The following is a 25,256-nucleotide window of genomic DNA, read 5'->3' as shown; positions in this document are numbered from 1 at the left end:
GGAAGCGGCGGCCGGGACCCGAACAGCTCAGCGAACGAGGAGGCTCAGCGGGACCGCGTCGGCGATCGCCTTGGAACCGGCGTCGTTCGGGTGGATGTGGTCACCGGGGTCGAACTCCGCCCTGACCTTCGACGGATCCGCCGGGTCCCGGAGGATCTTGTCGACGTCGAGCAGGGCGTCGAACTCGCCACTGTGCCCACGGATGTAGGCGTTGACCGCGTTGCGGGTGGCCTCCTTCTCCGGCGACCACACCGAGCCCACGACGGTCAGGCCGTTGAACGGGCCGAGCGTGGCGATGATCACCTTGATGCCGCGCTCACGGGCCTGCTGGTTGATCTGGCGCAGCGAGTCGATGATCTTGTCGGCCGGCTCGCCGTTCATCCAGATGTCGTTGATGCCGAGGTCGAGGATGACCGTGCGCAGCCCGGTTTCGGAGAACACGTCCCCGTTCATCCGGGCCAGCGCGTTGGGGCCGAGCGCGAAGTTGCCCGGGAACTGACCGTCGCCCGGTTCCGGGCCCTCGTGGTTCAGCCGCGAGCCGCCGAGGCCGAAGTTCAGCACGCCCGGGACGTCGCCGTACTTGACCTTGGACAGCCGGTCGGCGAGCTGGTCGGGCCAGCGCAGGTTGGCGTTGAACGTGGTGCCGTGGCCGTCGGCGAGCGAGTCGGCGAGCACGCCGACCGTGCCGGCCGAGTCCTCGCGCAGCACGTCCACACCGGACAGGAAGAACTTGTTGTTCAGCGTGGTGGTGTAGCCCTCGCTGCCGGCCGCGGCGGCCACGTCACCGGCGCCGAGGAAGCTGTTCTGCATCGCGGTCTGGTGCCACGTCGTCAGGCCGGTAGCGCTTGGGAAGTACACGCTGACCACGATGTCCTGCTCGTCGTGCAGGCGCATGTCGATCGGGTCGCTGAGCAGCTCCGCACCCTGGTGGATGGTGGCGGTCGGTGAGCCGTTGAAGCGCAGCTCACGGACGCTTCCCGCCTCCACGTCGGACAGTTGCGGCGTGGCGGTGTTCGGCTTGGCGACCGTGGCGCGGCCGACGTCGACCCCCTTCTCGCCGCCGATGTTGCTCAGGCGGATCCGGATCTTGGCACCACCGACGGAGGTGTGCACGAGCATGCGCAGGCTCTGGTTGTTGAAGCCGGTGAGGCTCAAACCGGCGGCGTTGCCCCGGGTGACGGCCGCGGCCCAGGTACCCGTCCACTCCGCGGAGCTTTGCGCCCTGGGCCTATCGCCTTGCTCGGCCGCTTCACCCGAGCTGGCCACCAGCACGGTGGAGACGACTGCGCCGAGCAGTCCCGTGGCGATCAGCGAGCGCGACCGCCACCCTCTGGGAATGGTCATTCGGTGGAACCTCCAGAAAACGACCGGGAACAGACGGGTCCCGGCCACGAAGTTTGGTGGCCGGGAACGTAGTACGCCCCCGTTTCCAGGTCAATCGTGCCAGCAAACCCGCCGGCATTGTTCGTATGACCAGCCCAACCATTTATGGCCATCCGTACCACACGGCGACGCAGCGCGTTCCCGCGGTCGCGCGGTGCTACGAATCTCCTGTCCGGCAACACAAAGAGCGTTGGTCCCCGCTACGGGTGAACGTAACGAAAATGTGCTTCCGATGAATGGTTGCGCGGAGTAGTGGGGGCGATTTAGTGAACGGGCGCCCGGCCATGGGAGCAAATACTCCGAACGGCCGCCACCCGGCAGGCGTTCGGCGTCACACCGGACGGTCGTCGCTCTCCGTCGCGCCGGTCACCGCGCGTACCGATCGAGCCCGGCGCGCACGCTCCGCGCACGCCGATTCCGCCTGAGGGCGCGAGAGTACGCGTGGGCGCCGACCCGACCGTTACCCTGCTTCCGCGACCCGGGCGGCGTCGCGCAGCTGCTCGGCCATGGCGGTCACGAAGCGTCGCATCGGCTCGTAGTCCTCGACCGAGGACGTCTCCTGCAGGGACAGCATGAGCTCCTCGCCGGCATGCGCGCGCAAATAGAACGGGCTCTGGTTGTTGCGTTCCGACACCGACGTCTCGACCCGCCAGTCGCTTTCCGCGGAGTCACCGCCGGTCACCGCCGGAATGGCCGCCTGCGCCATGTCCCGGAAATTGTAGAAATAGCGGAACCCGCCGCCGACGCCGTTCTTTCCGTATTCGCGCACGGCCGCCGCGACCTCGTCCACGTCGAAGATTCCGTGGCGCAGCGACCGCAGCCCCTCCCAATGCATCCGGCGGGCCGCGGCGAGCAGATCCTCGCCGTCGACACGGCGGGCCACCATCGGCGCCAGCTGGTTCATAGAGGTGACCAGGCTGCGCCATTTGGACTCAAGGCGGTTTCCGGCGAACAGGCCGACGAGGTGGGCGTCGAGACCGGTCCGCTCGGACAGCGCCGCCGCGTACGCCGCGAACACCACGCTGGGCAACGGCACCCGGACCTGCTCGGCGAGCCGCAACGCGTCGCGCAGCGAGCCCACCGAACGCAGTGTCGCCCACCGCGTCCGGGCGGCCGCGGCCAGTTCGTCCGGCGGTTCCGGCGCCTCGGCCACCACCCGCCGCCAGTAGTCGACGGCGGCCTGCCGGCGGTCCGCCCACGCGGCGGAGTGCTGCTCCTCGGCGAGCTCCCGGCACGTCGGCGCCGGGTTGCCGAGGTCCTTCCCGGCGAGCAGGTCACCGAACTCGGTGCCCAGCTGCAGCATCGACCAGCCGTCAGCGGTGATGTGATGTACCGACACCACAAGGCATGCCGGCCGGCCGGCGGAGGTGATGAGCCTCGCCCGCCATGGCTTGTCGACGGCCAGGTCGAACAGCTCGTCGCCGAGCTCGTTGCTCGCCTGCCTGGCGAACGCCGTTGCGTCCGGGCCACCCTCCTGCACGTCGAGCGCGACCGGCTCCGGCGCCCAGACGAGCTGTGCGAGGTCGTCGCCGAGGTCGAGCCGGTAGCGGGTACGCATCGACTCGTGCCGCTCCTCCAGCGCCTCGAGCGCGCCCCGCACGTCGGCGACCGAGACCCCGTCCGGCAGCGGCCAGACCTGGCGCAGGTTGACCCCACTCATTTGCTCCGTCGAGAAATGTTCAATCGAGCGCCACAGGGAAAGCTGACCAAAGGTCAGCCTGGATCTGTCGATCAAAGTCATGGGGCCTCCCTCACCAGCCGGCTCACCGTAGCAGCAGCGCGATCGGGTTCCGACCTTTTCGCCCGCCCGCGATCACGACTCCACGAATATGACGCGGAGCAATCGATCACGTGCGGTACGCATTCGTCACGAGAACCGCTCGGTTTGCTCGAATGTGATCCACGTCACACTGTGCCGGTGTTGCCGCAATAGTCGTTGACGGCCACCACCGCCGATCCTTATTGTCTCGTTTGCTCTTCGCGACGCGCGATTACTTGTCGTGCAATTTTTCAGCGCGCGACAGCATGCAGAATATGGAGAAGCTTGCACGATGAGTGACTGGGACGACCGGTATGCCGCCCTGCTGCGCGAGAACCTGCCAGAGTTCCCCGAAGAGGCGACCCTCGAAGCGGATACCGATCTCGCCGCGGCCGGGCTCGACTCGGTCCAGCTGATCAGCCTGATCATGGCACTGGAGACGGAATACGGCGTGACGTTCTCCGACGAGTATTTCTCCAGCGACACTTTCGCCACCGCCGGTGCGGTTTGGCGAGCCGTCCAGGAACTGCGCAACCAGCGGCAGGAGCTGCCGCAGTCCGGGTGACTATCCGCCGCACCGAATAGCGGCGGAAAACAGGTGCCCGAGCCCCGGTTCGTACTCGGCGAGTAACACTCGCGCGCCGCTTTCGTGCCAGCCGGAAAATCCGCGCGAAAGCTCGAGCCACGCACCGGTGAACGGCTGGTTCGGGGGGCACACCCGCACGTCGCCACCGCTGCGGACCGTGACCATTCCGGCCAGACGGGCACCGAGAAGCACGGCCGGTTCCGGCCCGTCACCGGCGAGCCCGGCAACCTCGGCGGCCAGCACGCCGGCCACGTCGCGCTCCGCGACCCTCGTGTGCCGGCGGACCGACAACGCACCCCGTGAGCCCGCCGTGTCCAGCACCACGCCGACCGCGGCGGCGCGGTCCGGAACCGGTGCGGGCGCGGGAAGTTCGTGGAACAAGGTCGGTTGTTCGGCGACGAGCAGCACCGCGCGCCGGCACTCACCGGTGCGCGCGTACGCCTCGATCAGGTGCAGCGCGGTGAACGCGGCCAGCAACCCCTGGTCACAGACCGCGAACGCCAGCGGCGCACCGGCGCACTGCCAGCTCAGATACGTCGCGGTGGCCCGGCCGAGGTGCACGTCGGGGATCGCGGTGGCGAGCACCAGCAGGTCGGCCGGCCGGTCCTCGGACACGAGCTCGGCGAGCAGCGGCACGCACATCTCCCCGTAGGAGCGCCCGGCGCCCTGCTCGATGAGCTCCTCGCGCACCGCGATCCCGTACGGCGCCGCCATGTCGGCGACGTAACCGCGCAGCGACGGGTTCAACGGCTGGCCGGTCCGCTCGTCGAAGGTGCGGCCCGCCACATCGCGCACTCGCAGGCGGCCGCCGTCGCCGGCCGGGTCACCGACCGTCAGCGGTCCGGTGGCGAACATCCCACGCATCCGCTGCTACCACTCGTATCCCAGGCGTTCCACGAGATCGCCGTAGCGCTTGCGGAAGAGCTCGAGATGGTCCTCGGTGAGGTGGTTGCGCCAGTCGCCGGCCACTCCCTTGCGGTAGTGGCTCTTCTCGTCCTCCTCGCCGACCTTCCGTGCCCCACCGGTCATCTGGCCGAAGCTGTGCTTGTCCAGCACCTTCTCGAGGAAGCCCTCGGGCAGCTGGTCGAGCACGTCCCAGTGCGCGAGCATGCGCCGCCACTGGGTGGCCGAGTCGGTGACCAGGTCCTCCATCCGGACGGGCAGGACGTTCGGCGCGTCCAGGTCCCAGGACAGCATGTGGTCGAGGAAATAGCCGCTGAACTCGACCTCGGCCATCATCCCGGCGTCCTTGTCGAGCTTGCGCAGGTTGATGCGATGGCGGATCAGCTCCGTCCACCGCACTCCGTCCACATCGATCGGATGGGAGTTGCGATGGCTGAAGTAGGCGGAGACCACCATGTCCCGCGGATCCCGGAACAGGTGCACGCCACGCGACTCCGGCAACGTGTCGACGTCCGGCTGCCGCGCGTTGGTCAGCATCAGGAAGTCCGGCCGCAGCGCTTCGACCGCTCCCCCGAGCGAGCCGTGCTGCGCCCACTGGTCATGGACGAAGTAGATCTGGAACCGCATGCCGAGCGTCGCCGCGACGTCCTGCGCGATCGCCTTGGACCACATCGACGCCGCTCGATGCCTTGCGTAAAACGCACGCAGCACGTGCCCCTCCTACAGGTTCCGGCCGGGCCAGTTCGGCGACCGACCGAGAAAGCCCAGCATCCGGTCCGCCACCGGCGCGTCGTCGGCGACCGGCACCCGGTTCCCCCACGGCGCGCCGGGACCGCCCCAGATCCGCGGGATGTCCGGCCACCTCTGCCCCATCGTCAACACGGTACGGCAGGACTGTTCGTCCAGTGCCGGCTCCTGGCCGATCGCCCGCGCGACATCCCAGCCGTGCACCAGGTAGTCGATGAAGTGCATGCCGATGGCCCGGGATCCCGGCATCGTCCCGTAGCCGGGCACCTCGACGGACCGGTCGAGCACCGCGTCGTCGGCGAACGCCTTCGCCACCCGTCGCGCCGATTCCTGGTACGCGGCCTGCCAGTCCGCGCCGAGCGGCGGTCCGGCCCACACCCGTGGATCCCCCGGCTTCCCTTCGGCGGCGTCGGCGAAGCCGTGGTTGTTCGCGGTCATGTGCCGCAGCAACGCGGCGAGGTCCCATTCCGCGCACGGTGTCGGCCGCCGCAACTGGTCGTCCGTCACGCTGGCCACGATGCGGCAGGTCGCCTCCGACGCCCGCGTGTCGAGCCCGCGCAGATCCATGCGGCAGACAGTACCCGGGCGGCATCCTCGCGAAAGTACTCCGTTCGGCGTATACGAATTTGGTCCCTTGGTTGTTCGCGAAACCCACCACTAATGGGACGGAAAAGGTAAAGTCCACCGACGCCGCAACGATTTCGGCGATTCCTGGTAACTCGTGGTAGCGACCTGTGTGGAGAACGAGATGGCAGCCGAGCCGAACGTGCGGCCGAACTATGTGCGCAAGGCGCTGGAACTGTTCGCCGGTTACGCCGAACGAGTGGCAATCGTCGCCGGAGACCGCCGGCTCACCTTCGCCGAACTGCGCGCCGGCGTATTGGACATGGCTGCCAGCTTCGCCGAGCACGGGCTGAGACCCGGGGCCACGGTCGCGGTGCTCGTCGGCCATCCGATCGAGGCGCCGATGCTGCAGCTGGCGTTACACCTGCTCGGTTGCCGGACGGCGTGGGTCTCCAACAGCGGCACGCCGGTCGAGCAGGAGGCCTACCTCGCCAAGGTGCGGCCCGAGGCCTTCGTCTACGACGCGCGGACCCACGGCCAGCGCGGCCGCAAGCACACCGAAAGCCTTGGCGTACCGGCGTTCTGCCTCGGGCCGAACGGCGCCGGGCCGGACGTGCTCGCCGTCCGGCCCGCCGGCTCCGCACCGTTCGACCCGGACACCGCGGCCGGCACCCCGGAGTCGGTGTTCCAGACCAGCGGTACGACCGGACTGCCGAAGCCGTTACTCCATACGGCAAACCTCTACGAGCAGGCCCTCACCCTCGCCGAGCAGATCGTCGCGAACGACGAACCCCGCTACCGCCACCTCACCGTCACTCCCCTGTGGATCGTCTCCGGGCAGACCGCGGCCTTCCTGTACCTGTTCACCGGGTCCACCCTCGTCATCCTGCGCTTCCTGGGCGCGCGGGAGTTCCTCGGCATCATCGAGCGGGAACGGATCAACTCCGCGTACGTCTCGCCGTTGATGTTCTCCGACCTGCTCGACCATCCGGACTCGCGGAAGTACGACTGCTCGAGCCTGCACACGCTCAGCGTCGGCAGCGCGGCGATCACCCCCGCCCGGCTGCGGCAGGGCATCGAGCGCTTCGGGCCGGTCATCCGCATCACCTACGGGCTGTCGGAGTCCCCGTTCATCTCGGCGTTCCCCAACATCCACGACGATCCCGCGCGGCCAGGCCGGCTGCGGTCGTGCGGCACCACGTACGGTGACGTGCGGCTGGAGATCCGCGGCGAGGACGGCACGGTGCTGCCACCCGGCCAGGACGGCGAGCTGTGGGTGTCCACCAAGCTCAACTTCGCCGGCTACGTGGGGATGCCGGAGCTGACCGCGGAGACCCTCGTGGACGGCTGGCTGCGCACCCGCGACGTCGGCCACGTCGACGAGGACGGCTACATCTACCTCACCGGCCGGGCCAGCGACATGATCATCACCGGCTCCGGCAGCATCCACATCTTCCCGCGGCCGATCGAGGACGTCCTGGCGACGCACCCCGGCGTGCGGGAGGCGGCCGTGATCGGCGTGCCGGACTCCGACCGCGGCGAGGCCGCGCACGCCTACGTCGTGCTCGCCGAAGGCGCGACGGTCACCGAGAAGGAGCTCGGCGACCTGGTCGCCGGCAGGCTCAGCCGGACCTGGATGCCCCGCACGTTCGAGTTCATCGACGCGTTGCCGCGCACCGGCAGCGGCAAGACGAACCTCAAGGAGTTGCGGGTCAGGTACGCGACCGACCACGCGGACGATTCACTCGAAGCGGATGAGCGGCCCACCGTGCGGACCTGACGCCCTAATCCCATCCTGCAATTTTCTCCAGACGGACCAGCATTGCTGACCCGTTCAGCCGAACACCACACATGCGGTGAGTGGAATTCACATCAACCGTCGTCCTGCGGCGTTTTCCCGGGTAAGGTTCTCCCGCTCGCACGCGTTGACATGCAACGCTCGCGACCGAAGAATACCTGGAGCGTGTGATGAATTCCCTGCCGGCGACCAGACCGGACTACGTGTTACGGGCATTGGCACTTTTCGCGGAGTACGGCGATCGGGAAGCGCTGGTGGTCGGCGAGACCCGGTTCACCTTTACCGAACTGCGTGCCGCGGTCCTCGACATCGCCGCGAACCTGGCCGACGCGGGGCTGCGGCGCGGCGCCACGGTGGCGGTCATGCTCGGTTATCCGCCGCAGGCACCGATGATCCAGCTCGCACTGCACCTGCTCGGCTGCCGCACGGCGTGGGTTTCCAACGCCAGCTCCACGATGGAGCTCGGTGCCTACCTCGACCAGGTCCGGCCCGAGGCCTTGCTCTACGAGGTGGCCGTGCACGAGAAGCGCGCCCGCGACATCGCCGACCGGCTCGGGATCCCGGTGTTCTGCGTCGGTCCGGACGGCGCCGGCCCGGACATCGTCGCGCCGCGGCCGGCCGGCTCCGCACCGTTCGATCCGGACACCGCGACCGGCACGCCGGAGTCGGTGTTCCAGACCAGCGGCACAACCGGAATACCGAAGCCGTTGCTCCACACGGCGAATCTGTACGAGCAGACGCTCGCCCTCGCCGAGCAGATCGTCGCGAACGGCGAACCCCGCTACCGCCACCTCAGCCTGACGCCGATGTGGTTCGTCGCCGGGCAGACATCGGCGTTCATCTACCTGTTCGCCGGCAGCACGCTGCTCGTCATGCGATTCTTCGACGCCAAGGAATTTCTCGAGCTGCTGGAACGGGAGGAAGTCAACTCCACGTTCATCACCCCGCTTCTGCTCTACGAGCTGCTCGATCACCCCGATATCGACAAGCACGACCTTTCGGCGATGACAACGCTGAGCGTGGGCACCGCCGCCACCAACCCGGTGCGGCTGCGCCAGGCGGTCGACCGATTCGGCCCGGTCGTGCGAATCACCTACGGCCTGTCGGAATCTCCGTTCATCTCCGCGTTTCCCGGCGTCGGCGACGACGCAGACCGGCGGGACCGGATCAGCTCCTGCGGGCCGGCGTACGGCGACGTGCAGCTGCAGATCCGCGGGGAGGACGGCTCGGTGCTGCCGGCAGGCAGGACCGGCGAGCTGTGGGTGGCGAGCAAGCTCAACTTCGCCGGCTATGTCGGCCGGCCGGAGCAGACCGCCGAGACGCTCGTCGACGGCTGGGTGCGCACCGGCGACCTCGGCTACGTCGACGACGAGGGCTACATCTACCTCACCGGCCGGGCGAGCGACGTCATCATCACGACCTACGGCAGCTATCACATCTTCCCGCGGGCGATCGAGGACGTGCTGACCACTCACCCGCAAGTCCGCGCGGCCGCGGTGATAGGCGTGCCGCACCCGGTGCTCGGGGAGGCCGCCCACGCCTACGTGGTGCTCGCCGACGGCGCCACGGTCGCCGAGCAGGACCTCGTCGACCTGGTCAGCGAGAAGCTCACCCTGGTGTGGGCACCGCGGTCGTTCGACTTCGTCGACGACCTGCCGAGGACCGGCAGCGGCAAGACGAACACCCGGCAGCTGCGCGAGAAGTACGCGGCCGACCACGTCCTGGTCGAAACCACAGTGGATTGAGCGGTGGATCGAGAAGTGGATCGAGAAGTGGCTTGAGCACGCTCAGCGAGACAACTGGCGCGAGCGGCACCGCGAACCGGATCGGGCTCGCCGCGCTGCTGTCGGCACACATCGTGTCCATGCTCGGCACCGTCGTGACGACCGTCGCCGTGCCGTGGCTGGTGCTGATCAGCACCGGCAGCGCGGCGAAGATGGGGCTGATCTCGGCGGCCACCGTGTTTCCGTCGCTGCTGGCGGGGGTCTTCGGCACCCCGCTGGCGGACCGGATCGGCATCCGGCGCACCATGATCCTCGCCGAGGGCGCCGCGGCGCTGGCCATGGTCGCCGTCGCGGCCACGCCGCACATCGGGTTCCTCCCGCTGGCGGCGCTGGTGGCGATCAAGGGCGCGCTCACCGGGGTGGGCGGCCGTGCCCAGCACGTCCTGCTCCGCCCGGTCAGCGACGCCGCCGGCATGCAGATCATCCGGACCACCGCCATCTACGACGGGGCCGGCAACCTGGCCATGGTGACCGGTGCGCCGCTGGGTGGTCTGCTGATCTTCCTGCTCGGCCCGCAGGGCGCGATCTGGTTCGACGCGGCGAGCTTCGGGTTGTCCGCGCTACTCGTGGCACTGCTCGTGCACCCGCCGGCCGGGACCATGCCGGACCGGGAGGCGGCGGCGAACGAGTCGTACCTCACCGCACTGCGGCGCGGCGCGAGCCACCTGTGGCAGGACCGGGTGCTGATCGGGATGCTCGTGATGACCTCGGTGATCAACCTGTTCACCGTCGCCAACTACGCGGTGTTCGTGCCGCTGTGGGTGGACGAGCAGTTCGGCGCCGCACCCGCGGTCGGCCTCATCCTCAGCGCGTTCGCCTGCGGTGCGATCGTCGGCAACATCGCCTTCACCATCTTCGGCCCGAAGCTGCCGCAGTACCTGACCTTCTGTATCAGCCTGGTGTTGTGCGTCGCGCCCCGCCAGCTCGCGCTCGGGCTGACCGGCAGCCTGGTCGTGGTGCTCGTCGTGTCCGTCCTGTGTGGTATCACCCAGGCGGCGATCCGCCCGATCCTCGGCGCGATGCTCTACGCCCGGGTTCCGGTCGAGCTGCAGAACCGTGTGTTCGGCATGGTGAACGCGGTCACCGGCAGCAGCCTCGCCTTCGGCGGCACGCTCGCCGGGCTCGCGGTCGCGGGCATCGGGCTGCACCCCGCGATCCTCGTCTCCGGCTCCCTGTGCCTGCTGATAACCCTGGTTCCGTTGGTGCGTTACCGGCCCGGCGTGCACGAGCAGCGGACCACCGAACCCGCCGAGAGCGAGCAACACGCATAGACCGGCGGCTCAGCCACTCCGCAGGATCCGCGCGGTCGCCGAGCCCACGGCCACGACGCGCCCGGACTCGTCCCGCAGCTCGCCGGCGAGAAAGGCAATGGTGGTGCCGCTGTGCACGACCCGGCCGTGACCCACCAGCCGTCCCGGCCTGGCCGGCCGCAGGAAGCTCACCTTGAGCTCGAGTGTCGCCCCGTACAAGCCGGCGTCGAGCGTCGCCGCCAGCGCGGGCCCCATGGTGTCGTCGAGCATGGCCGTGAGGAAGCCACCCTGCACCGTCCCCGCGGGGTTGAGGAAATCCTCGGTCGCCTCGAAGGAAACCTCGATCTCCCCACGTTCCGGGTTCGCCTGGATCAGCGACCAGCCCAGGGTTTTCGCCGCCGTCGGCATCGGTGCCCGGCCTTCCACGGCATCCCAGAAGGCGCCCGTACGTTCACCCGTCATGAGCCGACAGTAGTCCACCGAGGACGCCGCCGATCGCGTATTCTCGCGTCATGACCGCCCTACGAGAGGTCGCGGGGTACCTTCCGGAACGCCGAGTACCGCTCGAGGAACTCCTCGGCGACTGGCAGTTGCCGGCCTCCACGGTCGAGACTCTCCGACGGTCCTACGGCTACTCGGAGGTCCGCCGCCAGAAGCCGGGCGAGACGCTGCTCGACCTCCTCGCGAATGCCGCCCGCGGGCTGTCGACGTTGCCGGTCAACGAAAGCCGGATCCGCTACGTGCTGTACGCGCGCACCGTGCCGGTGTCGCTGCCCTATCCGCACAACCCGTTACCGGAACTGTGCGAGCTGCTCAATCTCCAGGCAGCGACCGCGTTCGCGGTCAGCCACCACGGTTGCGCCTCCGGCCTGCTCGCGGTGGACATCGCCGGGCGGCTGTTGGCAATGGACGGTGACCCGGACGCGCTCGCGCTGATCGTCGCCGGCGAGCAGGTATTCACGCTCGACAAGATGCTGCGGCCCGAGGCCCAGATCTTCGGCGAGGCGTCGGCGGCCTGCCTGGTCTCCGGGGACGGCGCGCGCGACCGGGTGCTGAGCTACGCCACGCTGCAGCGCGGCGACCTCGATCACTGGGATCCCGACAACCTCGACTACGCGGAACGCTTCGGCAAGGAGTACGCGACGCTGGTGGGTGAGGTGATCGGCACCGCCGCGGCGCGGGCCGGGCTGCGCGTCGACGAGCTCGCGCTGATCCTGCCGCACAACATAAACGTGCGCTCCTGGCGGAAGGTGTGCCAGCGGATCGGCCTGCCGACCTCGGTCGTGTTGCTGGACAACGTCGCCCGGCTCGGCCACACGTTCGCCGCCGACTCGTTCCTGAACTACCGCGCCGCAGTGGACGGCGGGCTGCTGTCCGCAGGCGACCGCTACCTCATCGTCTCGGCCGGATACGGCTCGATCTTCTCGGCGATGGTTCTCGAGCACTAAGTTTCCGGTTCGGTCACAACGGGCTGCCGATCAATCCTTGCACGCCATTTGGCGCAATCAGTTTGAGCGAATGCAGCTTGCGGCGGAGAACGCAACTCTAGATACTTCAGTTGTTATTGTTCCCCGACCATGGAGGTTCAACATGGTGAGCTTTGGTGGAGCTGAGGTCGCCGCTTTCGGTGGCGCCGAGGCAGTCGTTTCTTTCGGTGGGGCCGAGGCCGTCGTGTCTTTCGGTGGCGCCGAAGTCGCACGCTGATCAAAACAAGCCAGTAGGCCCGTGCCGCAGAAATGCGGCACGGGCTTGTTGATTGTTTTCGGCGGCTTTTCCGGTTTACGGTCAGTGCGCCTCGGCGGCGGGCTCGTCGCTGCCGGACTGCTCACCCTCCTTCGCGGGTTCGGGGTCGGTGTCGTTCTCGAGCAACCGGCCGTGCACGCCGTGCCGGTAGCGCAGCAGTGGTACGAGAGTCACCACCAGGCACACGGTGCCGGAGATGAGTATCGCCTCGCGCAGGCCGAGCCCGGCGACGAGCCAGCCGGCCAGAATCCCGCCGACCGCGAGTCCCGCCCGGCACACGGCGGCCACCAATCCGAATACCCGGTTCTGCAGGTCGACCGGAACTCGTGCGTAGAGCATCGCGCCGAGAATCGGGCGGATGGCTGCGGCCGTCATACCGGAGACGAACGTAATGACAATGACGTACACCAGTTCGTCGGTAAACCCGAGAATGAGCTGCCGGGGAGCGGTGCACAGCACGATACTCAGAAGGAAGGTCAGGTACTGCGGCACCTTGGTCGCCACCGCGGTGAAGATGACGTTGCCGAGTACGACGCCCACCGAATACGCGCCGAGAATGATGCCGATGGCGGGTGCCGCGCCGTAAACGTCGGACACCCACAACGGAACGAACACCGCGGAGTTCGCGACGCTGAACAGGTTGGCCAACGTGACCAGTAGCAGCATTCCGAACAGCAGCTGGTCGGCCCACAGATGGCGGAAGCCCTCGAGCAACGCGGCCCCGTATCGCGCGTTCGCGGCGGCCCCACTGTCCGGAAGGGAGCCCTTCGGCGGCCGGATCAGTGCGGCCACGATCAGCCCGCACGCGGCCATCGCCACCGCGTCCGCCCAGATCGCGCCTTGCGCCCCGAACCAGTAGATGAGCAGGCCGCCCAGCGGGGCGCCGGTCAGCATGGCGATGTTGTTGAGCCCGTCGTAGATGGCGGTCACCCGGATCATCGGCATGCCGGCCGCTTCACCCATCGGGCGCAGCAGCACGTGTTGCGCCCGGCCGCCGACGCCGTTCAACCCGCCGCTCACCGCGACCATGACGAGCAGCAGGCCGAAGTTGATGTCCGGCACTATGGCGACCACCGCCATGGACAGCGCGCCGCCGAAGCTGGTGAGGATCACCGTGGGCTGCGTGCCGAGCCGGTCGGCGGCCGGGGTGGCGAACACGCTGGTGAACAGGAACGGCACCGTCGTCGCCGCGGCGACCACGCCCATCTTGGTCGCGCTGCCGGTCGTGGTGAGCACCAGCCACGGAACCGCGACGATCGTCACCATCGAGCCCAAGGCGAACAAGGCGTAGGCGGCCAGCAGGAAGGCGAGCCCGGCTCGGCCACCCGGCTGCCGCCGCGCGGTGGGACTCGTGGGCTCGCGGACCTCGGTCACCGGAATCAGTCCTTCTTCAGCGTTTGGTTGATCGCTGCGGCGAGCTGCTCGCGGGTGGGCTGCACCGCGCGATCGAGCTCGAGGGAGAACGGCAGCACCGCCCCATCCGGCCTGCTGACCCGCGCGGGCGGCGCGGCGAGCGGGACCTGCTCGGCGACGGTCGCCACGATCTCCGCGCCGAGCCCGGCGAACCGGTTCGAGTCGTCGACCACGACCAGCCGACCGGTCTTGCGCACCGACGCGGTCAGGCCGTCCCAGTCGAACGGGTACACCGTCCGCGGGTCGAACACCTCGACCGATGCCTCGTCGGCCAGCTCGTCGGCGACCGCGAGCGCGTCGTGCACGAGGTGTCCTATCGCGACGACCGTGATGTCGGTGCCCGCCCGGTGCACGCGACCGGAGCCGAGCGGGATCGGGGCGAGCGTGGCGAAGTCCACGTCCTCGCGGACGCCGAGCGCGCCGGCCGGGGCGAACACCACGACCGGGTCGTCGTCGCGGATAGCGGAGACCAGCAGCCCGTAGGCGTCGGCCGGGGTGGCCGGCACGGCCGTCTTGATCCCTACATGGGCGACGAGGCTGTACGGGTTGTCGGAATGCTGGCCCGCCCAGCCGGTCCGCGACCCGGCACCGGTGAGCACGTAGGTCACCGGCACCCTGCACTGCCCGCCGGTCATGAGCGAGAACTTGTGCGCGTGGTTGACGATCTGCTCGAAGGACAGGAACAGCAGCGCGGGAATCTGGAACTCGAGCACCGGCCGCATGCCGGCGAGCGCTGCGCCGGTGGCGAACCCGGTGAACCCCTGCTCGGACAGGGGGGTGTCGATGACCCGGTCCGGCCCGAACCGCCGCACCAGGCCGGCGGTGAGGTTCGACGCGGCGACCCGGACGTCCTCGCCGAGCACGAACACCCGCTCGTCCGCGGCCAGCTCGTCGGCGAGCGCGCGGTTGAGCGCCTTGAGGTAGGACAGCCTCGGCATCAGACACCACTCCCCTGCCGCGGGCGCAACCCGCTCGCGTAGAGGTCGTCGAGCGCGCCCACGGGGTCGGGGTAGGGGCTCTCGAGCGCGAACGCGACCGCGTCCGCGAGCAGCGTCTCGACCTCGTGCTCGATGCGCTCGCGGTCGAGCCGGGCGAGCCGCGCGCCCTGGATGTCGACCGGGTCGCGGCTGCGGGCCCGCTCGAGCTCCTCGGCCGAGCGGTAGCCCAGCCGCGCCCGGTGCTCGAACGTGTGGTGGGCGTCGAAGCGCTCGGTGTGGCATTCGAGGAAGCTCGGCCCGTCGCCGGCCCGGGCGCGGTCGACCGCGACGCGCGCGGCGGCGCGCACCGCCTCCGGGTCCTGGCCGTCCACAGTGGCCGAAGGAATGCCGAACGCCTCGGCCCGCGCGGTGATGCTGCCCGCCACCGCGTCGCTGACCCGCATCGTGGTGGCCCAGCCGTTGTTCTCGCACACGAACACCACCGGGACGCGCCACAGCGCGGCCAGGTTGAACGCCTCCAGCAGCATGCCCTCGTTGACCGCGCCGTCGCCGAAGAAGTTCACGGCGACCGTGTCGACGCCCAGCCGCCGCCGGGCCCACGCCGCGCCGGTCGCGATCGAGCCGGCCGCGCCGACGATCGCGTTCGCGCCGAACACGCCCACTCCGAAGTCCGCCGCGTGCATCGAGCCACCGCGCCCGCGGTTCAGCCCGGTCGCGCGCCCGCACAGCTCGGCCATCATCCGCGCCGGGTCCGCGCCCTTCGCCAGCACGTGCCCGTGCCCACGATGCGTGCCGGTGACGATGTCGTCCGGGCCCAGGTTGGCGCACACGCCGGCGGCCACGCCTTCCTGCCCGAGGTAGGGGTGGATGCCGCCGACGATGTCGCCGGAGCGCACCAGCTCGACGGCCCGCTCCTCGAACCGCCGGATCAGCCGCACCGTCCGGTAGAGCGCCAGCCCGCCTCCCCGAGATTCATACGTCTGCTCGCCTCGCGTCGATACGGTCATGACAGCACCACCGGGAGGGTCTCGTAGCCGCGCAGCATCAGCGTGCGCCGCTCGCCGGGCTCGGCGGCCAGCGCCAGCTTCGGGAACCGGCGGAACAGCATCGGCAACGCGAGCTGGCCCTCCATCTTGGACAGCATCGCGCCGAGGCAGTAGTGCACGCCGAGCCCGAACGACATCGGCTGCCCCTGGTCGCGCGTCGGGTCGAACACGTCCGGGTCGGGGAACTGGTGCGGGTCGCGGTTCGCCGCGCCGAGCAGCACCAGCACCCGGCTGTCGCGCGGCACCCGCACGCCGGCGACCTCGGTGTCGGCGGCCGCCCACCGGATGCTGAAGTGCGTCGGCGGCTCGTACCGCAGCACCTCCTGGACGAAGCTCCCCGCGCGGGCGGTGTCGGCCAGCACCCGCGCGAGGTCGTCCGGACGCTCGAGCAGCAGCACGACCGAGTTGCCGATCAGGTGCGTCGTGGTCACGAAGCCGCCGTTGTACATGGTCAGCAGGTTCGCGAGGAGCTCGTCGTCGGACAGCTCGCCGGTGTTGGCGGCACCGCCGTGCACGATCGCGCTGACGAGGTCGTCCCGCGGCTCGGCCCGGCGCTTCGCGACCAGGTCGGCGAAGTACGCGGTCAGCTCCTCCGCGGCGGTGTCCGCGGCCTGCTGGTAGCGCCACACTCCCACGCCGAGGTCGAGGATCGCGCCGAACGCGCGCACCCGCTCCGGGAACCAGTCGCGGTCGGCCTCCGCCACACCGAGCAGCTCGCCGACCACGTCGCTCGGTACCGGCAGGGCGAACTCGGCGAGCAGGTCGACCGGCGTGCCGCCCGCGCCGAGCTCGGCGAGCCGGTCGAGGCGGCGTTCGATGATGCGCACGATGGCGGGCTCGAGCGCGGCCACCCGCCGCGCGCTGAACGCCTGGGAGAAGAGCCGGCGCACCCGGGTGTGGTCCGGCCCGTCGGTGAAGAAGATCGACTTGACGAGCGTGCGCAGCGCGGAGTGCGCCCGCCAGCGCTGCGTGCCGCGGCGGTCGGGGTAGTCGTCGGTCATCACGTGCAGGGCCGGGTCGCGCAGCGCCTGCTGCACCGCGTCGTACCCGTGCACCACGACGTCGAAACGGTCCACCGGGTCGGGCAGCAGGCAGACGGGGCCGAGCTGGTGCAGCCGCGCGTAGTGCGGGTTCGGGTCCCGCCGGCCTTCCTTGGACAGCAGCGCCCGCAGCGACGTCGTCTGTCCCGGGTGGATGGTCGTCATGCCGGCACCGCCTCCAGCATCGAGTCGGCGTCCGCGCCGGTGCCGTGCCGCACGGTCCGCAACGCGAACCCGGCCCGCTCCAGCAGCCGGACGTAGTCGGCCCGCGTCCGGTCGTGCCCCTCGAGGAGCACGAGCATCAGCAGGTCGACCATTCCCTTGCCGGGCCCGGGCTCGGTGTCCGCGTCCGCCAGCAGCTGCTCCACCACGATGAGCCGGCCGTCCGGCCGCATCGCCTCGCGTACCCGGCGCAGGATCAGCTCGGCCCGCTCGTCGGTCCAGTTGTGCAGCACGCGGGCGAGCACGTAGGCGTCCCCGCCCGCCGGGACCGCCGCGAAGAAGTCGCCTTCGACGAGCTCCGCCCGGTCCTCCACGCCCGCCTCGGTGACCGTGGTCTTGGCCCGCCGGACCGCCTCCGGCAGCTCGAGCAGCATCCCGCGCAGCGCCGGGTACTGAACGAGGGCCGCGGCCAGCAGGTCCCCGCGCCCGCCACCGACGTCGACCAGCAGCTCGGTGTCGGTCAGGTCGCACAGCGCCAGCGCGGCCGAGACCCGCGCCCCGCCCATCGCCTCCACGAACGTGGCGGCGAGCTCCGGCCGGCCGGCGAGGTGGGCGTAGAACGGCTCTCCGTAGATCGACTCGAACGCCGGCGTGCCGGTCCGCACCGTGTCCACGATGTCCGCGAAGGACCGGTACACCTCCTCACCGTCCAGCACGGCCATCTGCCGCAACGACCCCGGCACGTCCGAACGCAGGAGCTCGGTCACCGAAGTCAGCGCGTAGGTCTGCGGCGCGGTCTGGCGGAACAGGCCGGCGGCGACCAGCGCGCGCAGCAACCGGTCGAGCGTCCTCGGGTCGGCACCGCACACCTGCGCCAGCTCGGCCACCGGACGCGGGCCCGCGGCCATGGCGTCCGGCAGCCCGAGCTTGGCCACGGCGTAGCAGGCCTGCGCGAGCCAGCTGCCCGACAGGATGCCGAGCAGCTTGCGCCGCGCGAACGTGCTGGTCATCGAGGCGGTCTCCGCTCAGCGCCAGAGGGTCGGGCAGTAGTCCGGGTCGGCGTAGTCCGGCCGCCCGTCCGGGGTCTGGCGCACCAGTGAGTCGTGGTTGTAGAAGGCGAAGGTGCCGTCCGAGAGGGGGAACTCCCGGTAGGCGTTGGCACCGTCCTGCAGGTGCAGCGACACCGCACGCCGCGGGCGGTCGCTGCGGTTCGGACCGCTGCCGTGGTAGGTCCGGCAGTGGTGGAAGCTCATGTGGCCCTTGGGGATGATCATCGGGATCTTGTCGACCTCGACGCCATTGTGTGCCGCGTTCTCCGCGAGCATCTGCTCGAGCTCGCCCCGGTCCCGCTCGGCGAAGTGGCGCGTCTGGCTGTCCTCGGCGCCGATCTCCTCCCACCGGTGGCTGCCGTCGACCATCGTGATCGTGCCCATCTCCTCGTCACAGTCGTGGAAGGGGATGAACGCGGTCAGCATCCGGTCCGAAGAGGACGACGACCAGTAGTGCTTGTCGAAGTGCCAGGGCACGATGTTCGACGGCTCCCCCGCCACCGGTGGCTTGTAGATGAGCGTCGACTGGAACACCCGGATCTCGTCGGCCTGCGCGAGCCGGGCGGCGACCGCGCCGATGATCGGCTTGCACAGCAGCTTCGCGAGCGCGTCGCTCTCGTAGTGGACGTAGTCGTTGTGCCGCTGGACGTTGCCCTTGCCCGGCTCCCAGTACGCGAGCCGCGGCGGATGGGCCGGCAGCCGGCGTGACCGCTCCCCGGCGTAGTACCGCTCGCTCGCCGCGACGAGCTCGTCGACCTCGTCGTCGGCGAACAGCTTCTTCGTCAGGTACCAGCCGTGCTCGGCGTAGAACGCCACGTCCTCGTCCGACGGCAGCAGCGCCATCTCCTGTTCGGACAGCGCGAACCGCTCCGTCGAGTCGGTCTGTACGGTCATCGGGCGACCCCCGTCAGCTCACGGTTCTTGGCCTCGTACAGCGCCTTGATGTTGCCGCTGCCGAAGGTGAGCGCGCCCCGTCGCTCGATGACCTCCAGGAACAGCGTGCGGCGCACGTGCATGGACTCGGTGAAGATCTGCAGCAGGTGTCCCCAGTGGTCGCGGTCCACGAGCACGCCCACGTCCTGCAGGTCGGACACGGGCACCACGAGGTCGCTCATCCGCTGGTGCAGCGCCGCGTAGTAGGTCGCGGGCGTCTTCGCGAAGTGCACGCCCCGCTCGCCGAGCGCGCGCACGGTGCCGACGATGTCGTCGGCGGTGAACGCGACGTGCTGCACGCCCGCGCCGCCGTGCCAGCGCAGGAAGTCGTCGATCTGCCCGGCCTGCCGCGTCGGGTCCGGCTCGAGCATGGTGAGCGTGACGAGCTTCGAGGTGCTCTGCACGACCTTGGAGAACATGGCCTGCTCGCCGACCTGGATGTACTCCTCGAAGATCTCCTCGAAGCCGAAGACGTCGTGGTAGTACTTCACGGTCGCCTCGAGGGTGTTGCTCGGCACGCACACCGCGAAGTGGTCGATGGTGCCCAGCAGCCGCCCCTCGACTGCCGGGTCCACTTCGGACATCGTGAACACGCCTGGGAGGAACTCCGCTCGCGGCCCGTCGCGCTGGACCAGGCGGTGCACGACGTCGCCGAAGCCGCCGACCTCCGCGGTGGTCACGGACGCGTCGCCGAGCGCGTACCGCGCGGGCGAGGACACCGGGGTGGCGCCGCGCTCCACGAACCGCTCGTACGCGCTCGTGGCGTCGTCGACCTCGATCGCGATCACCGCGACGCCGTCGCCGTGCTTGCTGACGAACTCGGCGGCCGGATGGTCGGGCCCGAGCGCGGAGGTCAGCACCATGCGGATGTCGCCCTGGCCGACGAGCAGCGACCGCTGTCCCTTGAGTCCGGTCTCCGGGCCACCTTGTGCGTGGACCTGGAAGCCGAAGGCAGTGCAGTAGTAGAACGCCGCCTGTCGCGCGTCGCCTACGTACAACTCGATGTGATCGATCCCTTGTAAGTTCATCAGTCCTAACCGTTTCGCTTGTTCGCGGTGCTCGCGTCGCCGAGCACCAGGCTGACGTTCTGGCCGCCGAAGCCGAATGAGTTGGAGAGCGCGAACCCGGGCTTCTCGGTGCGGGGGGTGGTCCGGATGTGGTTGGCCGGGCAGTCCGGGTCGACGTCGTCGAGGTTGTAGGTCGGGGGCAGCACGCCACGGGCGGCCGCGAGCGCGCTCGCGGCCGCCTCGACCACTCCGGACGTGCCGAGCATGTGCCCGGTCAGCGCCTTGGTGGAGCTGACCGGCGGCCCGTCCGCGCCGAAGACCGTGGCGAGCGCCGCGGTCTCGGCGATGTCACCCAGCTTCGTGGACGTGCCGTGTGCGTTGACGTAGCCGACCGCGGACGGCTCGACGCCGGCACTCGCCAGTGCCCGGCGCATGCATTCCGCGGCCCCCGAGCCGTCCGGGCGCGGGGTGGTCGGGTGATGGGCGTCGGTGGTGGCGCCCCAGCCGGCGACGTCCGCGTATGCCGCGGCGCCCCGGCCCTCGGCGTGCTCGACCCGTTCGAGCACCATCATCGCGGCGCCCTCGGCGAGTACGAAACCGTTGCGGCGCTTGTCGAACGGCCGGCTCGCCGCGGTCGGGTCGGGCCACCGGCGGGCGAGTGCGCGGGCATTGCCGAACGTGTCGGCGAACGTCGGGAACAGCGGCGCCTCGCTCGCGCCGCACACGACCACGTCCGCGTCGCCGGCCCGGATGAGCCGCAGCGCGTCGGCGATCGCCTGCGCACCGGACGCGCAGGCGGTGCCGATGCTCGCGCTGTAGCCCCGGATCCCGTGCGTGATCGCGATCCGCGCGGCGGGCATGTTCGGCAGGATGCCGGTCAGCAGGTACGGGCTGACCGCCGCGCGGCCGCGGTCGCCGCGGGCCAGGACCTGCTTCTCCAGCATGGCCATGCCGCCGACCCCGCCGACGATCACGCCGATCCGGTGCGGGTCGACGTCGCGGCCGACCTCGATGCCCGCGTCGGCGAGCGCCTCGGCTGCGGTGACCAGGGCCAGCACCACGGTCTTGTCCACGACGGACGCGGCGGGACCGGACACGACGGTCCTCGGGTCGATGTCCGGCACGAAGCCGCCCACGTCGACCGAGTCGGCGGCCGGGTGGTCGGCCGCGGGGACGGACAGGCCGGACTTGCCGACGCACAGCGCGTGGAAGACCTCCTCGGCGCCGCGGCCGACCGGCGTCAGCATGCCCATCCCCGTGATGGCCGCCCTGGTACTCATATCCGCACCTGCTCGGCCGCCTCGTGGCGCAGCAGGAACTTGCGCACCTTGCCGGTGACGGTCACCGGGAGCTCGTCCTTGCCGATCACGGTGACCTTGGCGAGCGTGGCGCCGACCGGCTCGCCGAGTGCCGCGCGGACGGCCTCGGTGCGGTCGGCGTCCGTGTCCGCCCCGGGGTCGAGCTCGAGCAGGACCTCGGTGTACACGCCGCCGTCCTCGGTCCTGTCGTCACCGGTGATGACGACGGTGCAGTCGACGACGTCCGGCATGGCGGTGAGGATCCGTTCCTCGGACAGTGCCGTGTAGAAACCGCCCTTGGCGACCGCGTCGGGGCTGCGGTCGACGTGGTAGTAGTTGCCCTCCTCGTCCCGGTGGACGAGGTCGCCGGTGAGGAACCAGCCGTTGACCCGCGCGCGGTTGGTCGTCACCGAGTCGTTCCAGTACCCGGGCGAGAGCGACGGCGAGCGGAAGCCGAGCCGGCCGACCTGCCCGATCGGGACCTCCACCCCGTCCTCGTCGAGCACGGCCGCCTCGGTGAAGCTGTACGGCCGCCCGATTCGCCTGCCGTAGTGGTCCGAGTCGACGGTGTGGGTGACGTGGAAGCCGTTGTGCCCCATCTCCGACGAGCCGAGCCCGTCGAGGAAGTGCGAGCCGGGCACCCGCTTGCGGCCCTCGCGGGTGACGACCTCGCGGGAGCCGACCGCGACCAGCCGGCGGATGTGTGCCTCGTGCGCGCAGTCGCCGGTGTTGAACCACAACCGGACCGAATCCAGCTGCCGCTCGGCGAGGTCGAAGCGGGCGAGTCCCGCCCAGGTGACCGCGAAGCCGTACACAGCCTCGGGCCGCCACTGCTCGATCGCGGCGAGCACCGTGTCACCGTCCTGCTGGGACAGACACAGCATCTCCGCGCGGTTTCCGAGCACCTGGTTGACCATCAGGATCGTCGCGGTGTGCGGGATGGGCAGGGCGTTGAGGATGCGGCCGGTGCCCTGCGCCTGGGGCATCGTCAGCAGGTGCCGGGTGGCGGCGAACAGTGTGCGGTGGCTGTGCAGCACGGCCTTCGGCACGCCGGTGGTGCCGGACGTGTGGGTGATCGAGACGGGGTCGTCCTGGTGGTGGCGGTAGCGCGGGGGCGCGGCCGCCGGGTCTCCGGTGCCCAGCTCCGCGGGCTCGCCCAGCAGCTCGGTCCGCATGCCGAACCCGGGCGGGTCGAGGTCGTGGCCGGTGAGCAGCTCGGCGTGCGCCTTGTCGGCGAGCACGCCCCGCGGCCGCAGCCGGCGGATGTACTCGGCGGCGATCTCCGGCGCCATCCGCCCGTTCATCAGCGCGGGGATCGCGCCGATCCGGGTCAGCGCGAGGTAGGTGAGGACGATGTCGGCGGCCGCGGTCGCCCACACCGCCACGGGGTCGCGCCGCCGGATGCCGCGCGCGTGCAGCCAGGCGGCCCGCGCGTCGACCATCGTGTCCAGCTCGCCCAGCGTGATCGGATGGGCCGCGGGCCGGCCGTCGACCGGCGTGTCGAACGTCAGCCCGGGCCCGGCCGGATCGGCCCCGTGGGCGAGCACGGTGCTCAGCACGTTGCCGGCGCCGATGTCCGGGTCCGCGGCGAGCACCGCCCGTAGGCCGTGTGCCTTCATCGTGAGTCTCCTTTGCTCGCCAGGAACGCCGATCCCTGCGCGGCGTTCCCGGCTTGTTCGACCGCTTGCTCGACGCAGACCACCAGCACCTCGTCGGCGTCCCCGTCCTCGATCAGCAGCCGCGCCTGCGCCATGCCATCGGCCCGCGGCTGTCCCGTGGGGCTGATGCACAGCACCGGGCCACGAAGCCCCCACCGGGTGGCCACGTGCCCGGCGATGCTGTTGGGCACGGACTGGAAGAACAGCAGCGGACCGACCCGCGCGCCGGTGTCGACCGCCTCCGCGACGTGCGCGGCGCTCTGCGCGTCACCGCTGGCGGTCACCAGGACGACCGCGGTGCGCCCGCCGATCTCGGCCGGTGCGGGGGCGGTGCCGTGGCGCTCGGTGAGGCAGCGGTCCGCGAGCTCGCTCACCAGCGGGCTGAAGTCGGACACGACGAACCCGGGAACCGCGGGCGGTTCCTCGTCCCGGGGCCACTCCACCCCGGCGAGCACGGGTAACTCGGCGATCTCGGTCATGACGCCCGCACCAGCAACGCCGTGTTGGCGCCGCCGAAGGCGGCATTCAAGCTCAGCGCGTAGGGGCTCGTCGCCTCGCGCGGCGCGCCGGTGATCAGGTCCAGCTCGCACGCCGGGTCGGGCTCGAGGTAGCCCGCGTTGACGGGGAGCTTGCCGGCGTGCGCGGCCTGCGCGGTGACGATCAGCTCGAGCAGGCCGGATCCTTCGAGGCCGTGTCCGTGCACGGACTTGGTGGAGCTGACCGGAACGCGCGCCGCGGCCGGGCCGAGCGCGCGGTGCAGCGCGGCCGCCTCCGCCGCGTCGCCCTCCGCGCCGCTCGCGTTGGCGTTGACGTAGCCGACCTCGTCCGGCGCGATGCCGGCCCGGCCCAGAGCTGCACCGATCGCCCTCGCCAGGCCGCCGCCCTCGGGGTCGGGCCGCACCGTGTGGAAGGCGTCGCCCGCGCGACCCCAGCCGATGACCTCGGCGAGCGGGTCGGCGGCGCCTGCCTCCAGCACCACGGCGGAGACGGCGTCGCCCAGTAGCAGGCCGCCGCGCCCGGCGCTGAACGGCCGGGCAACGCCATCCGCGGCCAGCGCGCGGCCGGCGTCGAACAACGCGAACTGGTCGGGCTCCACGAGGTACCCGGCGGCGACGACCACCCGGTCCGCCCGCCCCAGCCGCATCAGCGCCGCCGCGTCGGCGACCGCGGTGCTCGCCGACACGCACGCGCACGTGTAGACCCGGGTCGCCGCCCGCAGCCCGGTGCGCTCCGCCAGCTCCGCGGCGAATGCCGCCGCTGAGCGCGGCCGTCCGTCTACTTCGGACTCCCGGCCGGCGTGCGGGTGGCCGTGGACCGCGAGGAACAGCGGTGTGGCCGCCCGCTGCGCCGGACTCAGCCCGGCCTGCTCGCACGCCTCGCGCACCACCCCGGCCAGCTCGTCGCCGAGCGAGCCCGTGTCGGGCAGGGTCGCCGCGACCGTCACCCGGCGACGGTCCACGTCGAACCGCCGGACCGGCGTGAACGCGGTGGCGCCGGCGAGACCACCGGCCAGCTGCGCGTGCGCTCCCCTGCCGAGCACGCTGATCGCGGCCATCCCGGTGATCCCCGCTCTTTCGGCAGGGTCACGCATCCTCGACCACCATGACCTTCTCGCGTAACACCTCGACAGCACCCGTGATCGTGCTCATCCGGCCGAACTGGGCGTCGTCGAGCTCTATCTGCACGCCGTAGCGCTGCTCGACCTGGTGCACGAGCCAGGCGAGCTGGATCGAGTCGATCCGCTCGCCGACCTCGGACACCGGCCGGTCGCCGAAGCTGGCGACCATCGCCACGACGTCCTTGCGTTCCAGAGGGAGCCCGGTCACGCCTGCGCCACGCTGCCGACGCGCTCGGCGACCGTCTTCGTGAACTCGCCGACGGTCATCAACGCGAGCTCCTCGGACTCCTCCTCCGCGAACCGCACGCCGAACTTGTCCTCGACGCGGACCGCGAGCTCGGCGAGCGCCAAGGACTCCAGGTCCACGCCAGCCGGGCCGAGCGTCGTGTCGTCGTCGATGCCCTGGGTGTCGTAGTTCATCTCCGCCAAGGTCTCGACGACGAACGCCCGGATCTCCGCAGCCTGCATTTGCCTACCTTCTCTCTGTGTGCGACTCACGCACGCTCGGGTTTCTTCGGCCTGGCACGGAAGATCGTGACGGGCGAAGCTGACTTCCTTTGCGGGCAACGAAATCACC

Annotated in this window: 24 protein-coding genes; 5 read left to right on the top strand and 19 right to left on the bottom strand. The window is 70.4% G+C overall.

What is annotated here, in order from left to right; genetic code table 11:
- Positions 1 to 27: 27 nt before the first annotated feature.
- On the bottom strand, positions 28 to 1,344 hold the full coding sequence (locus VH969_RS31390) for an SGNH/GDSL hydrolase family protein (RefSeq protein ID WP_331980921.1): 1,317 nt from the start codon (positions 1,342 to 1,344) through the stop codon (positions 28 to 30).
- Between the two features lie 499 nt (positions 1,345 to 1,843).
- On the bottom strand, positions 1,844 to 3,043 hold the full coding sequence (locus VH969_RS31385; protein WP_331980919.1) for a condensation domain-containing protein: 1,200 nt from the start codon (positions 3,041 to 3,043) through the stop codon (positions 1,844 to 1,846).
- A 391-nt stretch (positions 3,044 to 3,434) separates the two neighbouring features.
- On the opposite strand from VH969_RS31385, the gene VH969_RS31380 reads away from it, so the two are divergent.
- On the top strand, positions 3,435 to 3,707 hold the full coding sequence (locus tag VH969_RS31380) for a phosphopantetheine-binding protein (RefSeq protein ID WP_331980917.1): 273 nt from the start codon (positions 3,435 to 3,437) through the stop codon (positions 3,705 to 3,707).
- Here the strand turns inward: VH969_RS31380 and VH969_RS31375 are convergent, their stop codons facing one another.
- Genes VH969_RS31375 through VH969_RS31365 form a run of 3 tightly spaced genes read right to left on the bottom strand, consistent with a single transcriptional unit; the run spans position 3,708 to position 5,945 of the window.
- Positions 3,708 to 4,592 carry a hypothetical protein gene (locus VH969_RS31375; protein WP_331980915.1) on the bottom strand — a complete coding sequence of 295 codons (885 nt, stop codon included), beginning with the start codon at positions 4,590 to 4,592 and terminating at the stop codon, positions 3,708 to 3,710. It lies immediately after the preceding gene.
- Positions 4,593 to 4,598: 6 nt separating this feature from the next.
- Positions 4,599 to 5,342, bottom strand: coding sequence for a sulfotransferase domain-containing protein (locus VH969_RS31370; protein ID WP_331980913.1), 744 nt, complete (start codon positions 5,340 to 5,342; stop codon positions 4,599 to 4,601).
- 9 nt (positions 5,343 to 5,351) lie between these two features.
- Positions 5,352 to 5,945, bottom strand: coding sequence for a TIGR03086 family metal-binding protein (locus VH969_RS31365; protein WP_331980911.1), 594 nt, complete (start codon positions 5,943 to 5,945; stop codon positions 5,352 to 5,354).
- A 181-nt stretch (positions 5,946 to 6,126) separates the two neighbouring features.
- Here VH969_RS31365 and VH969_RS31360 point away from each other — a divergent pair, with 181 nt between their 5' ends.
- From VH969_RS31360 to VH969_RS31350, 3 genes are all read left to right on the top strand, one after another.
- Complete coding sequence (locus VH969_RS31360) at positions 6,127 to 7,722, top strand: class I adenylate-forming enzyme family protein (RefSeq protein WP_331980909.1); 1,596 nt, start codon at positions 6,127 to 6,129, stop codon at positions 7,720 to 7,722.
- 188 nt (positions 7,723 to 7,910) lie between these two features.
- Positions 7,911 to 9,485: a class I adenylate-forming enzyme family protein gene (locus VH969_RS31355; protein ID WP_331980907.1), complete on the top strand. Its 1,575-nt coding sequence runs from the start codon at positions 7,911 to 7,913 to the stop codon at positions 9,483 to 9,485.
- A gap of 32 nt (positions 9,486 to 9,517) precedes the next feature.
- Positions 9,518 to 10,795, top strand: a complete 1,278-nt coding sequence (locus tag VH969_RS31350) for an MFS transporter (RefSeq protein WP_331980905.1) — start codon at positions 9,518 to 9,520, stop codon at positions 10,793 to 10,795.
- 9 nt (positions 10,796 to 10,804) lie between these two features.
- On the opposite strand, the gene VH969_RS31345 is transcribed toward VH969_RS31350, so the two are convergent.
- Positions 10,805 to 11,236 (bottom strand): PaaI family thioesterase, encoded by a 432-nt coding sequence (locus VH969_RS31345; protein ID WP_331980903.1) that lies wholly within the window; start codon positions 11,234 to 11,236, stop codon positions 10,805 to 10,807.
- A 50-nt stretch (positions 11,237 to 11,286) separates the two neighbouring features.
- Here VH969_RS31345 and VH969_RS31340 point away from each other — a divergent pair, with 50 nt between their 5' ends.
- Positions 11,287 to 12,222: a 3-oxoacyl-[acyl-carrier-protein] synthase III C-terminal domain-containing protein gene (locus tag VH969_RS31340; RefSeq protein ID WP_331980901.1), complete on the top strand. Its 936-nt coding sequence runs from the start codon at positions 11,287 to 11,289 to the stop codon at positions 12,220 to 12,222.
- 337 nt (positions 12,223 to 12,559) lie between these two features.
- Here VH969_RS31340 and VH969_RS31335 read toward each other — a convergent pair whose 3' ends face one another.
- From VH969_RS31335 to VH969_RS31275, 13 genes are read right to left on the bottom strand one after another with little or no spacing between them, the layout of a single operon-like run.
- Positions 12,560 to 13,891, bottom strand: coding sequence for an MFS transporter (locus VH969_RS31335; protein WP_331980899.1), 1,332 nt, complete (start codon positions 13,889 to 13,891; stop codon positions 12,560 to 12,562).
- A gap of 5 nt (positions 13,892 to 13,896) precedes the next feature.
- Positions 13,897 to 14,868 carry an alpha-ketoacid dehydrogenase subunit beta gene (locus tag VH969_RS31330; RefSeq protein ID WP_331980897.1) on the bottom strand — a complete coding sequence of 324 codons (972 nt, stop codon included), beginning with the start codon at positions 14,866 to 14,868 and terminating at the stop codon, positions 13,897 to 13,899.
- Complete coding sequence (locus VH969_RS31325) at positions 14,868 to 15,875, bottom strand: thiamine pyrophosphate-dependent dehydrogenase E1 component subunit alpha (RefSeq protein WP_331980895.1); 1,008 nt, start codon at positions 15,873 to 15,875, stop codon at positions 14,868 to 14,870. The genes VH969_RS31330 and VH969_RS31325 overlap by 1 nt, the downstream gene beginning before the upstream one ends.
- Positions 15,872 to 17,119 carry a cytochrome P450 gene (locus tag VH969_RS31320; RefSeq protein WP_331980893.1) on the bottom strand — a complete coding sequence of 416 codons (1,248 nt, stop codon included), beginning with the start codon at positions 17,117 to 17,119 and terminating at the stop codon, positions 15,872 to 15,874. Before VH969_RS31320 ends, VH969_RS31325 begins: the two co-directional genes overlap by 4 nt.
- Positions 17,116 to 18,126 carry a methyltransferase gene (locus VH969_RS31315; protein ID WP_331980891.1) on the bottom strand — a complete coding sequence of 337 codons (1,011 nt, stop codon included), beginning with the start codon at positions 18,124 to 18,126 and terminating at the stop codon, positions 17,116 to 17,118. The genes VH969_RS31320 and VH969_RS31315 overlap by 4 nt, the downstream gene beginning before the upstream one ends.
- 15 nt (positions 18,127 to 18,141) lie before the next feature.
- On the bottom strand, positions 18,142 to 19,059 hold the full coding sequence (locus VH969_RS31310) for a phytanoyl-CoA dioxygenase family protein (RefSeq protein ID WP_331980889.1): 918 nt from the start codon (positions 19,057 to 19,059) through the stop codon (positions 18,142 to 18,144).
- A complete protein-coding gene (hppD, locus tag VH969_RS31305) occupies positions 19,056 to 20,126 on the bottom strand; it encodes a 4-hydroxyphenylpyruvate dioxygenase (RefSeq protein WP_331980887.1) in 1,071 nt (356 codons plus the stop codon). The genes VH969_RS31310 and hppD overlap by 4 nt, the downstream gene beginning before the upstream one ends.
- Before the next feature lie 5 nt (positions 20,127 to 20,131).
- The gene (locus VH969_RS31300; RefSeq protein WP_331980885.1) at positions 20,132 to 21,385 is read right to left on the bottom strand and encodes a beta-ketoacyl-[acyl-carrier-protein] synthase family protein; all 1,254 of its coding nucleotides are present in this window, start codon (positions 21,383 to 21,385) and stop codon (positions 20,132 to 20,134) included.
- Positions 21,382 to 23,022 carry a class I adenylate-forming enzyme family protein gene (locus tag VH969_RS31295; RefSeq protein WP_331980883.1) on the bottom strand — a complete coding sequence of 547 codons (1,641 nt, stop codon included), beginning with the start codon at positions 23,020 to 23,022 and terminating at the stop codon, positions 21,382 to 21,384. The genes VH969_RS31300 and VH969_RS31295 overlap by 4 nt, the downstream gene beginning before the upstream one ends.
- Complete coding sequence (locus VH969_RS31290; protein ID WP_331980881.1) at positions 23,019 to 23,540, bottom strand: beta-ketoacyl synthase chain length factor; 522 nt, start codon at positions 23,538 to 23,540, stop codon at positions 23,019 to 23,021. The genes VH969_RS31295 and VH969_RS31290 overlap by 4 nt, the downstream gene beginning before the upstream one ends.
- Positions 23,537 to 24,652: a beta-ketoacyl synthase N-terminal-like domain-containing protein gene (locus VH969_RS31285; RefSeq protein WP_331980879.1), complete on the bottom strand. Its 1,116-nt coding sequence runs from the start codon at positions 24,650 to 24,652 to the stop codon at positions 23,537 to 23,539. Before VH969_RS31285 ends, VH969_RS31290 begins: the two co-directional genes overlap by 4 nt.
- Complete coding sequence (locus tag VH969_RS31280) at positions 24,645 to 24,887, bottom strand: hypothetical protein (RefSeq protein ID WP_331980877.1); 243 nt, start codon at positions 24,885 to 24,887, stop codon at positions 24,645 to 24,647. Before VH969_RS31280 ends, VH969_RS31285 begins: the two co-directional genes overlap by 8 nt.
- Positions 24,884 to 25,147, bottom strand: coding sequence for an acyl carrier protein (locus tag VH969_RS31275; protein ID WP_331980875.1), 264 nt, complete (start codon positions 25,145 to 25,147; stop codon positions 24,884 to 24,886). Before VH969_RS31275 ends, VH969_RS31280 begins: the two co-directional genes overlap by 4 nt.
- Positions 25,148 to 25,256: the final 109 nt, after the last annotated feature.

Source organism: Actinophytocola sp., assembly GCF_036555685.1.
Taxonomy (GTDB): domain Bacteria; phylum Actinomycetota; class Actinomycetes; order Mycobacteriales; family Pseudonocardiaceae; genus Actinophytocola.
The sequence above is the reverse complement of the archived record's forward strand: the minus strand, read 5'-3'. Positions and strand labels throughout refer to the sequence as shown.